We start from the raw sequence: 14,284 nt of genomic DNA, 5'->3' as shown, positions 1-14,284 counted from the left end.
TATGACTTCACAACAGTATCAGGACGCAATCGACTGGCTTTTTAAACAATTGCCCAACTATCAAAACAGCGGCAAGACAGCTTACAAACCGGGCCTTGACAATATTCGTAGATTATGCGATTATTTTGGCAACCCGCAGGAGAAGCTGGAAATGATTCATGTAGCAGGGACCAACGGCAAAGGTTCAACCTGCAATATGCTGGCTTCTGTGCTGCAGCAGCAGGGATATAAAACAGGCTTATTCACTTCTCCCCATCTGATTGATTTCAGCGAAAGAATTCGGGTGAACGGACAACCGTGTGCGCAGCAGTTCGTGTTCGATATGATTGAGAAGCTGAAAAACCTTCCTTCCGATATTCAGCCTTCCTTCTTCGAATTTACCACCGTGATGGCTTTTACTTATTTCGCTGAGCAAAAGGTGGATTTTGCTGTGATTGAAACGGGATTAGGCGGCCGGCTGGATGCCACCAATATTATTACACCCGGTGCCACTGCGATCACCAATATCGGTTTGGACCATCAGGACCTGCTGGGAGAAACTTTGGAGGAGATTGCTGTGGAAAAAGCAGGCATCATTAAACCTGCTGTGCCCGTTATCTCCGGTGAAGAGCGGCCCAACATACAAAAGATCTTCCGGAGCTGTGCCGAAGCGGTGGGAGCACCCTTTATTGATGCAACCACCCTAGAGGTCCCTTATACATCGGATCTGACAGGAAGTTATCAGAAAAAAAACATTCGCGTCGTTATTGCTCTTATTGCGGTCTTAAAAGAACAGGGAATTATGATTGAAGAGCAGGCGATAACCGAAGGACTTCTTCATGTTCATGAAAATACCGGTTTTATAGGCCGCTGGTTCACGATCTCAGAGGATCCTTTGGTTATTTGCGACACGGCACATAATACGGCCGGGCTACAGTTGGTTTTTCAGCAACTTTCCGAGATGCCTTATTTTAAACATATCGTTTTAGGTTTTGTTTCAGATAAAAAAGTAGAGGATATTATCCCCCTTTTGCCCGCCGATTCCCGCTGCTACTTTGTGAAACCGCAGAACCATCGTGGACTTTCGCCGGAATCGTACGAGGACACGCTGAAAAAATTCAAAATTAATTACAAAATTTTTCAAAATCTGCAGCAGGCATATCTATTTGTAAAAGAGAATATTACAAAAGAAGAAATGATTTTCCTCGGCGGAAGCAACTTTATTGTCGGAGAATTTTTGAAAAATAATTTGGAGTTATAGAAAAAGCTTGTATATTTGCAGCACCAAAAATTTGGAACACCAACCAAATGACACGGGTTCTTAGCTCAGTTGGTTCAGAGCATCTGGTTTACACCCAGAGGGTCGGGGGTTCGAATCCCTCAGGACCCACAAAACCTCAGAGAGATCTGAGGTTTTTTCTTTTAGGGCGGTTAGCTCAGTTGGTTTAGAGCGTTGCGTTGACATCGCAAAGGTCGCTGGTTCGAACCCAGTATCGCCCACTTTCGCCAGGCGCGAAAATCAATCCCGGAGCAATTCGGGATTTTTTGTTTTTAAAGGAAATAAGCTCAGTTGGTTTAGTCTCGTTTGGGGACGAGATGACATTGCAGAGGTCGCTGGTTCGAATCCTGTACCGCCCACTTTCGCTAGACGCGAAAATAAATCCCGGAGCAATTCGGGATTTTTTGTTTTTAAGATATAAGGATATACGCGCACAAATTACAGAATTCAGCACTTTCTACCCTTTATAACCACCTCATTTTTATTAATTCATAATAAATAAGGTGCTGTTAATTATAAAATAGTTTTCATTTAAATTCCTGCTCTGCGAATATGCTAAATATTTGTTACTTTTAACTTAAAAGACAAAGGCTATGCTAACCAAAGTTTACGGAAGTGCTATTCATGGAGTTTCTGCGCAGACGATTACCATCGAAGTGAATGTCGATACCGGCGGTGTTGGGTATCATCTCGTGGGCCTGCCGGACAATGCAATTAAAGAAAGCAGCTACCGTATTTCTGCTGCGCTGAAAAATATTGGCTTTAAGATTCCCGGCAAGAAGATTACCATCAATATGGCACCGGCGGACCTGCGGAAAGAAGGCTCCTCATACGATCTCAGCATTGCCTTAGGCATCTTAGCTGCCTCCGGACAAATTACCGCAGCAGGAATTGAGGAGTTTATCATCATGGGCGAACTCTCGCTGGACGGCGGGCTGCTGCCCATCAAGGGCGTTCTTCCTATTGCTATCAAAGCACGGGAAGAAGGTTTCCGCGGAATTATTCTCCCGAAACAGAATGTGCGCGAAGCCGCCATTGTAAGTGATCTCGAAGTATATGGTGTTGAAAACATCCGCGAGGTCGTGGATTATTTTAATGCCGGTAGCCCTTTAGAGCGTACGACCATCGATGTGCGGCGCGAGTTTCAGGAACGCGTTTTCGAATTTCCAAATGATTTCTCCGAAGTCAAAGGACAGGAAACAGCCAAACGTGCGATGGAAGTCGCTGCTGCGGGTGGACACAACATTATCCTGATCGGGCCGCCGGGAAGCGGTAAAACCATGCTTGCCAAGCGCGTCCCCACCATACTCCCGCCGCTTACTTTAAGAGAAGCATTGGAAACCACCAAAATTCATTCAGTTGCCGGGAAGATCGGCACCGAAACTTCACTGATGACAGTGCGGCCGTTCCGCAGTCCGCATCACACCATTTCTGATGTCGCCCTTGTTGGAGGCGGTAGTTATCCGCAGCCGGGTGAAATCTCGCTGGCGCACAACGGTGTTCTATTTCTCGATGAAATGCCTGAATTCAAACGCACCGTCCTGGAGGTCATGCGTCAGCCGCTGGAAGACCGGGAAGTAACAATTTCACGTGCTAAATTCACGGTAAACTACCCGGCCAGTTTTATGCTTGTGGCCAGCATGAACCCAAGTCCCAGTGGCTATTTTCCGGATGATCCTAATAATACTTCGTCGCAGTTTGAAATGCAGCGGTATATGAACAAACTCTCCGGGCCTCTGCTGGACCGGATTGATATTCATATCGAAGTACAGAAAGTGGAGTTTGAACAGCTGGCAGACCGGCGCAAGGGCGAGAAAAGCGAGGAAATCCGCCAGCGCGTTCTGAAAGCACGCGAACTGCAAAGCCAGCGCTATCAGGACAGCGATATTCACTATAATGCACAAATGGGTCCGCGTGAAATTGAAAAGTACTGCGTGCTAGATGAGGCGTGCAAAACCCTCATTAAAAATGCGATGGAGAAACTGAATCTCAGCGCACGTGCTTACGATCGTATTCTGAAAGTGGCACGAACCATCGCTGATCTGGAAGTAACATCAGAATTACAACCGCATCATATTTCAGAAGCAATTCAGTACCGCAGCCTGGACCGTGAGTTCTGGAACGTCTGACTTATTTTACGAAAGGGTTAATCTTATTTTTTTGCTTCATTTCAAAGCCGAAATTGTACGCAAAGCCTACACCCAGTGTTTGCTTTAACTGCAGATTCTGCAACTGATCATGGTCGTACAGCAGATCTACGCTTACCACGGTGGTAATAAACTTATTGAATTTTAAATTTAAAGTTCCATTATACGCAATGTCCACACGTTCCGGATGGCTGGCGTAGTTGCTAAAGAGATTCAGCTGACTGACGAAATTCACGTCTTTAAAAATTTTGAGTCGGTATAACACATTGACCAGCGCCCCAATTTCTGAGCGCACAGCCTGGCCATCTCGTTCCAAACCATAACGACCTGCTTTCTGCAGATATGGATCTGTAACAAAAGTAAACTTTCCGTTCACCGGCCGGAAGATAACCTGAAAGTTTTCATTCGGGTTGTACAGAATACCGAGACCCGCGTACAAATAGCCGGGTGACATGAATTTAGAAATACGGTCTTCATACGTCGGATTAGGAGTAGCTGAGTAATTAAATCCTGTCGAGAACTGAGATAAGAACTGGAAACCGGTAGAAAGGTAGTAATGCCGGCCGATATCATAACCGTAGTTGGTGGTCAGGTTAATGTAATCTTCTGTTTTGCGGGAAGTTTCTCCTTCCGTTGCCACAAATCCATATCCCAATTGGATATTGTTATCCAGGAAATTGCGCTCCTTTTTGTAACTGATGGTATAATTAATTTTACCGATAATTCCGATGTTGTTATTCCCCCCAGAATTCCAGTTGGAGAAAGTAGACTGGTTGAAGACCACATTATTCTGGCCATAATAAAACCAGCGCACCGGATCTTTTCGCTGCAGGATATTGTAGGGCGTTACCGGGATCTCGTCATCACCGTCCACGATGGCCGCGCGTTGCGGAATCACAAGCGTGTCCCGCATTTTGATGACCAGTTTTTCAAACTCAGGATTTCCGAGACTATCCAGGTCCAACGCCCTGGCGGTCCATCTTTGTTGCGCAATGGAATCAATTGCAGTGGAAATATTTTTCTCCTTTTGTGAGAATGCAGCTGCAGAAATACACAGCATGCTCACACCCAATACCTTTCTCATAGCGGACAAATTTAAGACAATCGCGGCACTTTGCCATATTATCTGCCGGAGTTATAGTACTTTTTGTCGGATTTTAATTAATTTTAAATTTCCAGCAGCCATAATTGCTGCAAGAATTTTTTGGTGAATTTTTTGCCACCCGTTGCGCATATGAGAGAAGACCCTGCTTTCCGATTGTCCACTTTGCTGTACCCTGCAGCAATGGTTGTGCTGATGGTGCTGGGTTTCATTATGCAGCACGCAGGCTGGTTCCAGGGTTGTTATGGTGCGATTATACCGCTGAGTCCGTATGGGCTGAAGGGCGTATTATTTTCGCCGTTCCTTCATGGTGGTTTTGAACACTTGTTCGGGAATGCGGTCCCCATCTTTGTACTGATGGCGCTACTCTTCCACTTCTATCATTTTCAGGCAAAAAAGATTTTTTTTCTCGGCTGGATTCTCACCGGCCTGCTCGTATGGCTCCTGCCACCACTGGATATTTTGACCGGTGAGTTCACGCATGTCTGCATTATCGGCGCAAGCGGAATTGTATATGTGCTCGCCTTTTTTCTTTTCTTCAGTGGAATTTTCCGCTGGGATATGCGTTTTCTGACCGTCTCACTTGTGGTTGCACTCTATTATGGCGGTTTGATCTGGGGCGTTTTTCCGGAAGAACTTTTTTCACACCTCAGTGAGCCCAGCCGTATTTCGTGGCAATCCCACCTGGCCGGTGCGGTTATCGGGATTATTCTGGCATTTGTGTTTAGAAAGGATGGCGAGAAAAAGAAAAAGTTCATCTGGCAATTCCCCAATTACTATAGTGAGAAGGATGATAAACTCTGGCAGCAGTACAAGGAAAAATATCCGGATGACTTTCTGGAGCTTCCGCACAAAAAGAAAGACAGTGTGTGGGATCATTTAGACGACATTCGGCGGAATGAATAATTTTTAAGTACATTTATTAAAAATCCTGCGTATGCCATCCGAGGAAATTCTATACTCCATTGCTCTGCGACATTGCCCGCTCGTTGGTGATCTTGTTTTCCGGAAACTGGTGCGCGAAGCAGGCTCCGCCAAGGAAGTCTGGCAGTTGTCACGCTCAGGTCTGCAAAGCATTACAGGCATTGGAAAAAAGATTGCAGAACATATCGGCGCACAGGAACACCTGGATTTTGCACAGCGCGAACTGGAATTTTGCGAGAAAAATAACATTACGGTTCTGTTGCGCCATCTTGATGAACTCCCTCCGCTGCTGCAACAATGCGAAGATGCGCCGGCCGTTTTATACCGCAAAGGGGTTCCGGCGCCACAGGAAAAGCAGCCGATCAGCATCGTAGGTACGCGAAAACTCTCTGATTATGGAAAAGTTTTTATAGATCAGCTTTTGGATGAACTAAAGCATTATCCTGTAGTGACCATCAGCGGGTTGGCCCTGGGCGCTGACTCAGAAGTGCACCGCAGATCTGTTCAGAATGACATTCCTACCACGGCAGTACTGGCACACGGTTTCCACACCTTATATCCGGCGGCAAACCGGCGGCTTGCCCGTGAGATTCTCGAAAAAGGCGGCACTTTGTACACAGAATTTAATTCCTCCCAAAAACCGGATCGCGAAAACTTTATTCAGCGGAACCGTATTATTGCCGGAATGGCACCGGCCACCATTGTCGTTGAAACAGCTTTTGGCGGCGGCTCGGTGAGCACCGCTACTTTCGCTAATGTGTACAACCGCGAAGTATTTGCACTGCCCGGCCGTATTGATGAAACCTACAGCCAGGGCTGCAACCATTTAATTTATAAAAATAAAGCTGCGGCCATCTCGACCATTTCAGCACTGATAGAAGACCTGGACCTTTCCGGAACCAAAGACGCGATGGAGGAACTCTTCCCGGCCTGTGAAATTAAAATTTTGTTACCGCCGGATTTGCAGCAGATTCTGGATCATCTCGATAAGAAAACTCCTGTGTCTCTGGATGACATCGCTGAAAGATTAGATCTGCCTGCCTACCGTATTCTGCCGGATCTGCTGAATCTTGAAATGAGCGGTCATGTAAAAGCATTATCAGGCCGTCAGTATCTGCGTGTGCATTAATTTTAGTGCGTAATCGCTTTCAAAAATGTTTTTGTATTTATATTTAAAATAAGCTGTGGTTTCCGTATTATTTGCTTTGGTTTTAAGTAAATTTGTTAGTACCAAAAATAAGCGAAAATATGGAAATCGAGCAGTTACAGGATGAGGTGCGCCACTTCATGCAAAATTTTGAGGCTAAAAATCCACACGAAACGGAGTTCCTGCAGGCCGTGCAGGAAGTAGCCGCCACCGTTCTGCCTTTTATAGAAACACATCCCCGGTATGCGGGAATGAAACTCCTGGAGCGAATGGTAGAACCGGAGCGGGTTATTATCTTCCGGGTGCCGTGGGTGGATGATCAGGGTGAAATACAGGTAAACCGTGGATTCCGGGTGCAGATGAATTCTGCTATCGGTCCCTACAAGGGCGGCATTCGCTTTCATCCGACAGTGAATCTTTCTGTCCTGAAGTTTCTGGCCTTTGAACAAACCTTTAAAAATTCGCTGACCACGCTACCGATGGGTGGCGGAAAAGGAGGTGCCGATTTCGAACCGCAGGGACGCAGCGATATGGAGATTATGCGCTTCTGCCAGGCTTTTATGACCGAGATGTTTAAACACATCGGTCCGGAGACCGATGTTCCTGCCGGTGATATTGGGGTTGGCGCCCGGGAAATTGGCTATCTCTTCGGTCAGTATAAAAAGATTTGCAATGAATTTACAGGTGTCCTCACCGGTAAAGGTTTGGCATACGGCGGCTCACTGATCCGCCCGGAAGCTACGGGATATGGCGTCACCTATTTCTGTGAACAAATGCTGCGAACCAAAGGAGAAGAAATACGCGAAAAAACATTCACGGTATCTGGTTTTGGAAATGTCGCCTGGGGCGTCATCCGAAAAGTAACGGAACTGGGCGGCCGGGTGGTTACCATCAGCGGACCGGATGGATACATTTTTGATCCGGAAGGCATCTCCGGTGAGAAAATCGATTTCCTGCTGGAAATGCGCGCTGCAGGCCACAACCGCGCAGCAATATATGCTGAGCGTTTTCCGGAAGCAGAATTCCGGGCGGGGCGCAGACCGTGGGAAGTGCCGTGTGATGTTGCCATTCCGGCGGCGACCCAAAATGAACTGAACGGTGCAGATGCTGAAATGCTGATTGCCAACGGCGTACAATGCGTTACCGAAGCGGCCAATATGCCCTGCACCTTAGACGCGATTTCCTTATTTACCCGAAACCGAATCCTGTTTGCCCCGGGCAAAGCAGCTAATGCCGGCGGTGTGGCCACCTCGGGCCTGGAAATGACGCAAAATTCAATGCGGCTGAACTGGAGCGCGGAAGAAGTGGACGAACGCCTGCACGAAATCATGAAGGGAATTCATGATGCCTGCTGTGCCTACGGCAGCCAGCCTGACGGTTATATTAATTATGTGAAAGGAGCAAACATCGCCGGCTTTGTGAAAGTAGCCGATGCCATGCTGGCGCAGGGCGTAGTCTAGGGAATTGGTGCTGTTATTTTTTAAGCCGCTCCTGCATTTTCTCGACGAACTGAAAAGCGGCCGGACAAATCAGGGTGTTCTTTAAAGTAAGATGGTTGATCTGATAGATTTTCTTGCGGTCGGTGTGCGGAAACTCCCTGCAGGCGCGCGGACGGACTTCATAAATCAGGCAGGTATTGTCGGCGGCGAGAAAGGTACACGGCAATGTTTGCAATACTTCATCGCCATCCTCATCGGTGCGCAGATATTGCTGCTGAAAGGCTGCCGGTTTCATGCGCAGGTGTTTGGCAATTCTCTCGATGTCCTTTGAGGTAAACAGCGGTCCGGTGGTTTTGCAGCAGTTGGCACATTGCAGGCAATCCACCTTCTGGAAGACTTCGTCATGAACTTTCTGCACGGTGTAGTCCAGATCGCGCGGCGGTTTGGCTTTCAGGTTTTTCAGGAAGGCTTTGTGTTCTTTGTTCCGCAGCAGTCCCTGCCGGCGGATTTCTTCGGGATCCATGCTGCAAAATTACGAAGCTGAAATAAAACAGCGCACACCGGGAAATAAAATCGTACTGCGGCCGCGATAGCAGCGGTTACCCCGCAGCGAGGCGGCAGAGCGCAGCGGAGCCGACCGAGCGAGGAGTATGAGCGCAGAGCGCGAAATGTCCGCCCTGAAAAATATCATTCTGCGCAGAAAGCTGACCCTCAAATTTTTAGGGTAAATTTGCAGTATGAAAGTTTTAGAAACACGCGCAGATATAGAATTCCTGGTCAACGCTTTTTATCAAAAAGTTCAGCAGGATGAAACGATTGGTTTTTTCTTTAATGATGTGGCTAAGGTAAACTGGAGCGAACACCTGCCGAAAATGTATGCCTTCTGGGAAACGCTGCTTTTCGGGCAGATCTCGTACAAAGGCAATCCCATGGCCGCACACTTCCCGGTGAATGCCGAGGCGGCGATGGAGAAAGCACATTTTGAGCACTGGCTGAAACTCTGGACGGAAACCGTCACTGAGAATTTCAGTGGTGAAAAAGCGGACCTTGCTGTTTACAAAGCGACCAACATTGCCAACCTGATGGCCTACAAGATGGAAATGGCACGACGCCTTTCCTGATTACGGAACTATCACCGTAAAAATATATGCCGCGAGGTTTACCAGCAGTACCGTTCCATACAGGTGATTGGTTTTGCCGCGGCTCAGGGAAAGCATTACGATGAAGACAGATAAGGCAAGGAGAATAATGGATTTCATGTCCAGGCCCAGCACGAACGGAATATCATAAAGGATACACACCGTGGAAATTACGGGAATGGTGAGCCCGACACTGGCAAGCGCAGAACCGAGTCCCAAATTGATGGAAGACTGAATCTGATTATTCCGGGCGGCACGAATCGCTGCCAGTCCTTCCGGCAACAGCACGACCGCCGCGATGATGACACCCACCAGTTCAGGCGGTGCTCCGATATGCTCTACAAAAGCCTCGATGACCGGCGATAAACCTTTAGCCATAAAGATTACAACAGCCAGACTGATTATAAGCAAAAACACACTTAGAACGGTGCGTCTTGCTGAGGGCGGATCTGCTTCATGCAGCGTGTGATCCGGTGTGCCTTCCACAAAGTAATTCCGGTGGCGCACATTCTGAAACATCAGGAAAGTACCGTACACGGTGAGGCAGGCCAAAGACACAAACACCAGCTGTGCTTCACTGTAAAAAGGGCCATGTTCGGTGGATGTATAATTTGGGAGAATCAGGGTGAGTACCAAGATCACGACCAGACTTACCAGATAAGAAGGTGCTGAATTGGTTATGAAAAACTGCTCTTTATATTTGCGGCTGCCCACCCAGATGCATATACCCAGAATACCGTTCAGGATCAGCATGACCGCTGCAAAGACAGTGTCGCGTGCGTAGGTAAGCGCACCATCGCCACCGGAAAGCATGAAGGAAATAATAAGTCCTACTTCCAGAATCGTGATACAGATGGCCAGGATTACGGTTCCATAAGGTTCTCCTACTTTGTGTGCCACTACTTCAGCATGATGCACCGCCGCCAGCACACTGCCAAATAAAAACAAAGCACCGATGACATTGGTAAATGTGGAAGTTCCGAGCCAGCCGGAAAGATAAAAAACAGCAGAGATTAAGGGGACAAGAATCGTCCAGTGCAGCAGTTGCTTAAATTTCATTCGTGATTTTTCGCAAAATAATAAAAATTGTGCAGAACTGAAAGCTGAGTGAATTATTTTTTACTGATAAAAGCCCGCTATCATCCGCCAGAGAAAGAAATCCTGGAAATCTGTGAGCATGTGCAGAAGCAGGCCGAGCGCCATGATTCTCAGGTTTCCTTTCAGCATTATTGCTCCGATCAGATACAACCCGCACGCCCACCAACTGTGCAAAGGATGAAAGCCGATGCTGGTACGCGCAGGATCAAATACCGGTGTGGCCAAGAGGTGATCCAGGTCTACGAGCATGGTGAGCAACAACAGCAAAGAAACCATCTTCCAGCGTTGTGGAAAAAACCACCTCGTTACGAGCACCGGAAACACCAAATGCAAAAAATAATGGACTACCGTCCTTAATAACTGTAGCCCAAAGGGAAGATCTGTAATTTGTACTGCTAACAAAGAACTGAGAATAAAGCGCTTAAAAGATGCTGTTGTTTTACGTGAAACATTTAGGCCGGCGTTTACTCCGCATTCTGGTCATCATCGTAGTATTCGAACAGGAAATCATTATACGGGAAGCGCGAGATATGAACTTTCAGCACTTCATCATAAATCATTTTTTTCAGTTCCGGGAAATTTTCCTTTGTTAAAGCTGAAATAAATACGCTTGGATACGGCGACTTGCTCATCCAAGTGCGCTTCCATTCTTCCAGGGAAATATTTTTTCTGGTCTCCGGGGTCAGGTCATCCTCCTCTTTCTCTTCGTAAGCAAACGCATCGATCTTATTGAAAACCATAATCATCGGTTTCTGATGCGCTTCGATTTCCATCAGCGTTTGGTTTACAGCGGCAATATGATCTTCAAAACTCGGGTGCGAAATATCCACCACATGGATTAGAAGATCGGCCTCGCGGACTTCGTCCAGCGTGGATTTAAAACTTTCTACTAACTGCGTGGGAAGCTTACGAATAAACCCTACGGTGTCCGTCAGCAGAAACGGAAGATTACCAATGACTACTTTCCGCACGGTCGTATCCAGCGTCGCAAAAAGTTTATTTTCGGCGAATACTTCGGATTTGGCCAGCGTGTTCATCAAAGTGGATTTCCCCACGTTGGTATAGCCAACCAAAGCCACACGCACCATTTTCCCGCGATTGGTTCGCTGGGTGGCCATCTGCTTATCGATGGTTTTTAATTTTTCCTTTAATAAAGAAATGCGGTCACGAATGATCCGGCGGTCAGTTTCAATTTCTGTTTCCCCCGGTCCACGCATCCCGATTCCCCCGCGCTGCCGCTCCAGGTGGGTCCACATTCGGGTAAGTCTCGGTAATAAATATTCGTATTGCGCCAATTCCACCTGCGTTCTCGCATAGGATGTCTGTGCGCGTTGTGCAAAAATATCCAGAATGAGGTTGGTACGGTCCAGAATTTTAATTTCAAATTCTTTTTCCAGATTTTTAAGCTGCGAAGGCGACAATTCATCATCAAAGATTACGGTGGTAATGTCGTGTTCCTTGCAATACTGATGTATTTCTTCGGCCTTTCCGGACCCGACAAAAGTTCGCGGATCAGGCTGCGATAATTTTTGGCTGAACCTTTTTTCCACGGTAGCACCGGCAGTATACGCCAGGAACTCCAGTTCGTCCAGGTATTCATTGAGCTTTTCCTCATCCTGATGCTGGGTTACCAAACCAATCAGCACCGCTTTTTCATATAAATGTTCTTTCTTTTCGAGCATACGTACAAAGATACGTTTTTGAGGTTATTAATTTTCGGACTTAATCCCAATCGGCAGCGACAAACTTCATCCGGCTACCCTGCGGTGAGGTCAAAGTCAGGTAATGTCCTTCCACCTTATACTGTGTCATGGTGGGCAGATCCGCCGCAAAAGCCGCTTCCAGATCCATCGCGCGATCACAATACATCATCGTGCTGCCCATTTTGGAAAATTTCACAGTCCCGTTCGGTGCAAACTCTGCCTGGAAAAACATATTGTTGCAACCCATGTTGGCACCGTACTGGCCGGGCCGCTCACCGTCTGCGGTCAGGTTCATCCCGGCTTTGTTGGACATCATCATTTCCTTGGTAAAATCACGGAATTCCACCAGTTTCCATTCACGCCGAAGGTTATCCGGAAGCTGAGTTCTGGTGGTACAGCCCATGATGAATATAAAAGTGAAAGCCGCTATTAAAAAAGTAAATGTTCTATTCATATGCTGGTTTTGCGCAAATGCACCCATAATTATGCCACAGAAAAATGCCCTTCTTTTAAAAGTTTACTTTTACTTATGCATAAAAAAAGCTCCCGATACAGGAGCTTATGTTTGAAGTCTACAAGTTTTATTGCGGTTTCCAATCTACCACTGCACGGATGAACGCCTCGGCATTCTCCATTGGGATATTTGGCAGAATACCGTGGCCCAGGTTGGCGATATAGCGGTCTTTCCCGAAACGGTTGATCATTTCGTTTACCATTTTACGGATTGTTTCTGGTGAGGAATGTAATCTTGCCGGATCAAAGTTCCCCTGCAAAGTCATGGTATGATTGGTAAGGGTACGCGCCAGTTCCGGACGAATCGTCCAGTCTACGCCCAAGGCAGAAACCTTAGAAAGCGTCATTTCTTCCAGGGCGAACCAGCAGCCTTTACCGAAGACCACCACGTGCGTCAGCGGGCTGAGTGCATCCACAATCTGATTGATATACTGCCAGGAGAACGTTTGGTAATCTTCCGGAGACAGCATGCCGCCCCAGGAATCAAAAACCTGCACGGCAGAAACGCCTTTTTCAACTTTTCTTTTTAAGTACGCAATCGTTGTATCTGTAATTTTCTGCAATAACAAATGAGCTGCTTCCGGCTGACGGAAACAGAAGCTCTTGGCAACGTCAAACGCTTTGGAACCTTTCCCTTCGATGCAGTAGCACAGAATCGTCCACGGTGAACCGGCAAATCCAATCAGCGGAATACTGTTATCCAGTTTTTGGAGCGTCAGTTCGATGGCATCAAAAACATATCCGAGTTCATCATTCACATCAGGTACGTGTACGCGCTCCACGACATCTTCCATCGTACGCACCGGATTTTCCAGCCACGGGCCAACGCCTTCTCTCATTTCAAAATCCAGCCCCATTGCTTGTGGCACCACCAGAATATCTGAAAACAAAATAGCAGCATCCAGCGGATAGCGGCGGATCGGCATCATGGTAATTTCTGCGGCGAGTTCCGGTGTGCGGCAACGGGTGAAGAAATCATACTCATCACGCAGGGCACGGAATTCCGGCAGGAAACGTCCGGCCTGACGCATCATCCACACAGGCGGGCGCTCTACTGTTTCGCCTCGCAACGCTTTTAGATATAAATCGTTCTTAATCATAATCTTTTTAATTACAGACTTCTATTGATGAGCCTCAGCAATCGGGCCCTGCTGCCGGATGAGTTCCAGCACGGCCTGCAGATCATTCTGCCGGCTCGTGAATATGGTCTGATCGGTATATTTCTTTATCTCCGCCGACGTGGTTTCGCCGATGGAGAATATATATTTAAAATTGAGTGTATTGTTTTTGATGAAGCTGCGCACACCACTGGGCGAGAAGAACGCGATCGCATCATACCGCTCTTCATTCTTGGGATACAGCAGTTCGGTATCATAAACCACAACTTTTTGATACGGTATATTCTGCAGCGGAAGTTTCTTTTGGAGAATATCCAGTGCCAGGTTGCCGCAAAAATGCACAAAGGCTTCCCCTGTTGCGCTTTCTGTAATAAACTCAGACAGTTCCAGCGCGTTTTTTTTCATTTTATAAACGCCGAAACCATTCTTGCGTAATTGCTTTTTGGTTTTTTGTCCTACGCAGTAAATTTTATTGAAATTGCGACCGGCAAAATTTTCATTGGCGTGAAAACCGTTTTTAAAGAAAGCATCCACACCATTGACGCTGGTGAAAATAAGTGATTTGTTGCCGAGCGGAAATGGCGCCACTTTTCGGTGCGTAATTCCGATTACGTCCAGAAAGCCGGTTTCAAAATCATTTCCCAGAACAGCCAGTACTTCCTGCTGATCCAGTTGTTTGGTAAACAAAACCTTCAT

At 47.0% G+C, this 14,284-nt stretch carries 14 protein-coding genes and 2 tRNA genes; 8 read left to right on the top strand and 8 right to left on the bottom strand.

Features of this window, described 5'->3' with window-relative positions; genetic code table 11:
• Position 1 precedes the first annotated feature (1 nt).
• From MVI27_RS04275 to MVI27_RS04260, 4 genes are all read left to right on the top strand, one after another.
• A complete protein-coding gene (locus MVI27_RS04275; RefSeq protein ID WP_246959449.1) occupies positions 2–1,240 on the top strand; it encodes a bifunctional folylpolyglutamate synthase/dihydrofolate synthase in 1,239 nt (412 codons plus the stop codon).
• Positions 1,241–1,294: 54 nt separating this feature from the next.
• Positions 1,295–1,369, top strand: a tRNA-Val gene (locus tag MVI27_RS04270).
• A gap of 35 nt (positions 1,370–1,404) precedes the next feature.
• Positions 1,405–1,479 (top strand) — tRNA-Val (locus MVI27_RS04265).
• A gap of 372 nt (positions 1,480–1,851) precedes the next feature.
• On the top strand, positions 1,852–3,387 hold the full coding sequence (locus MVI27_RS04260; protein WP_246959448.1) for a YifB family Mg chelatase-like AAA ATPase: 1,536 nt from the start codon (positions 1,852–1,854) through the stop codon (positions 3,385–3,387).
• Position 3,388: 1 nt separating this feature from the next.
• On the opposite strand, the gene MVI27_RS04255 is transcribed toward MVI27_RS04260, so the two are convergent.
• The gene (locus tag MVI27_RS04255; protein ID WP_246959447.1) at positions 3,389–4,489 is read right to left on the bottom strand and encodes a DUF3078 domain-containing protein; all 1,101 of its coding nucleotides are present in this window, start codon (positions 4,487–4,489) and stop codon (positions 3,389–3,391) included.
• Positions 4,490–4,639: 150 nt separating this feature from the next.
• Here MVI27_RS04255 and MVI27_RS04250 point away from each other — a divergent pair, with 150 nt between their 5' ends.
• From MVI27_RS04250 to gdhA, 3 genes are all read left to right on the top strand, one after another.
• Entirely contained in the window at positions 4,640–5,413 is a 774-nt protein-coding gene (locus tag MVI27_RS04250) for a rhomboid family intramembrane serine protease (RefSeq protein WP_246959446.1), read from the top strand.
• A 31-nt stretch (positions 5,414–5,444) separates the two neighbouring features.
• Positions 5,445–6,560: a DNA-processing protein DprA gene (gene dprA / locus MVI27_RS04245; protein ID WP_246959445.1), complete on the top strand. Its 1,116-nt coding sequence runs from the start codon at positions 5,445–5,447 to the stop codon at positions 6,558–6,560.
• Between the two features lie 119 nt (positions 6,561–6,679).
• A complete protein-coding gene (gene gdhA / locus MVI27_RS04240; protein ID WP_246959444.1) occupies positions 6,680–8,038 on the top strand; it encodes an NADP-specific glutamate dehydrogenase in 1,359 nt (452 codons plus the stop codon).
• A 13-nt stretch (positions 8,039–8,051) separates the two neighbouring features.
• Here gdhA and MVI27_RS04235 read toward each other — a convergent pair whose 3' ends face one another.
• Entirely contained in the window at positions 8,052–8,540 is a 489-nt protein-coding gene (locus MVI27_RS04235; RefSeq protein WP_246959443.1) for a YkgJ family cysteine cluster protein, read from the bottom strand.
• 214 nt (positions 8,541–8,754) lie between these two features.
• Here MVI27_RS04235 and MVI27_RS04230 point away from each other — a divergent pair, with 214 nt between their 5' ends.
• Positions 8,755–9,138 (top strand): group III truncated hemoglobin, encoded by a 384-nt coding sequence (locus MVI27_RS04230; RefSeq protein WP_246959442.1) that lies wholly within the window; start codon positions 8,755–8,757, stop codon positions 9,136–9,138.
• Here the strand turns inward: MVI27_RS04230 and MVI27_RS04225 are convergent, their stop codons facing one another.
• The 6 genes from MVI27_RS04225 to MVI27_RS04200 all read right to left on the bottom strand — a co-directional run bounded on the left by MVI27_RS04225 (position 9,139) and on the right by MVI27_RS04200 (position 14,284).
• On the bottom strand, positions 9,139–10,215 hold the full coding sequence (locus MVI27_RS04225; protein ID WP_246959441.1) for a calcium:cation antiporter: 1,077 nt from the start codon (positions 10,213–10,215) through the stop codon (positions 9,139–9,141).
• Positions 10,216–10,275: 60 nt separating this feature from the next.
• Positions 10,276–10,656 (bottom strand): DUF6122 family protein, encoded by a 381-nt coding sequence (locus tag MVI27_RS04220; RefSeq protein ID WP_266213164.1) that lies wholly within the window; start codon positions 10,654–10,656, stop codon positions 10,276–10,278.
• Between the two features lie 62 nt (positions 10,657–10,718).
• Positions 10,719–11,936, bottom strand: a complete 1,218-nt coding sequence (gene hflX, locus MVI27_RS04215) for a GTPase HflX (RefSeq protein ID WP_246959440.1) — start codon at positions 11,934–11,936, stop codon at positions 10,719–10,721.
• 40 nt (positions 11,937–11,976) lie between these two features.
• Positions 11,977–12,411, bottom strand: a complete 435-nt coding sequence (locus MVI27_RS04210; RefSeq protein WP_246959439.1) for an META domain-containing protein — start codon at positions 12,409–12,411, stop codon at positions 11,977–11,979.
• A gap of 127 nt (positions 12,412–12,538) precedes the next feature.
• Positions 12,539–13,570, bottom strand: a complete 1,032-nt coding sequence (gene hemE, locus MVI27_RS04205; protein ID WP_246959438.1) for a uroporphyrinogen decarboxylase — start codon at positions 13,568–13,570, stop codon at positions 12,539–12,541.
• Between the two features lie 21 nt (positions 13,571–13,591).
• Positions 13,592–14,284, bottom strand: a complete 693-nt coding sequence (locus MVI27_RS04200; RefSeq protein WP_246959437.1) for a uroporphyrinogen-III synthase — start codon at positions 14,282–14,284, stop codon at positions 13,592–13,594.

This window comes from Chryseobacterium salipaludis (assembly GCF_022968825.1).
Taxonomy (GTDB): Bacteria; Bacteroidota; Bacteroidia; order Flavobacteriales; family Weeksellaceae; genus Kaistella; species Kaistella salipaludis.
Note: the sequence above shows the minus strand (reverse complement) of the source record. Positions and strands in the feature narration are given on the sequence as shown.

Excerpts from the sequence above, each read along its gene's own strand:
- MVI27_RS04210 (WP_246959439.1), bottom strand. The coding sequence starts at position 12,411 with ATGAATAGAACATTTACTTTTTTAATAGCGGCTTTCACTTTTATATTC.
- MVI27_RS04250 (WP_246959446.1), top strand. The coding sequence starts at position 4,640 with ATGAGAGAAGACCCTGCTTTCCGATTGTCCACTTTGCTGTACCCTGCA.
- MVI27_RS04200 (WP_246959437.1), bottom strand. The coding sequence starts at position 14,284 with ATGAAGGTTTTGTTTACCAAACAACTGGATCAGCAGGAAGTACTGGCT.
- MVI27_RS04235 (WP_246959443.1), bottom strand. The coding sequence starts at position 8,540 with ATGGATCCCGAAGAAATCCGCCGGCAGGGACTGCTGCGGAACAAAGAA.
- dprA (WP_246959445.1), top strand. The coding sequence starts at position 5,445 with ATGCCATCCGAGGAAATTCTATACTCCATTGCTCTGCGACATTGCCCG.
- MVI27_RS04255 (WP_246959447.1), bottom strand. The coding sequence starts at position 4,489 with ATGAGAAAGGTATTGGGTGTGAGCATGCTGTGTATTTCTGCAGCTGCA.
- MVI27_RS04225 (WP_246959441.1), bottom strand. The coding sequence starts at position 10,215 with ATGAAATTTAAGCAACTGCTGCACTGGACGATTCTTGTCCCCTTAATC.
- MVI27_RS04260 (WP_246959448.1), top strand. The coding sequence starts at position 1,852 with ATGCTAACCAAAGTTTACGGAAGTGCTATTCATGGAGTTTCTGCGCAG.
- gdhA (WP_246959444.1), top strand. The coding sequence starts at position 6,680 with ATGGAAATCGAGCAGTTACAGGATGAGGTGCGCCACTTCATGCAAAAT.
- MVI27_RS04230 (WP_246959442.1), top strand. The coding sequence starts at position 8,755 with ATGAAAGTTTTAGAAACACGCGCAGATATAGAATTCCTGGTCAACGCT.
- MVI27_RS04275 (WP_246959449.1), top strand. The coding sequence starts at position 2 with ATGACTTCACAACAGTATCAGGACGCAATCGACTGGCTTTTTAAACAA.
- hflX (WP_246959440.1), bottom strand. The coding sequence starts at position 11,936 with ATGCTCGAAAAGAAAGAACATTTATATGAAAAAGCGGTGCTGATTGGT.
- hemE (WP_246959438.1), bottom strand. The coding sequence starts at position 13,570 with ATGATTAAGAACGATTTATATCTAAAAGCGTTGCGAGGCGAAACAGTA.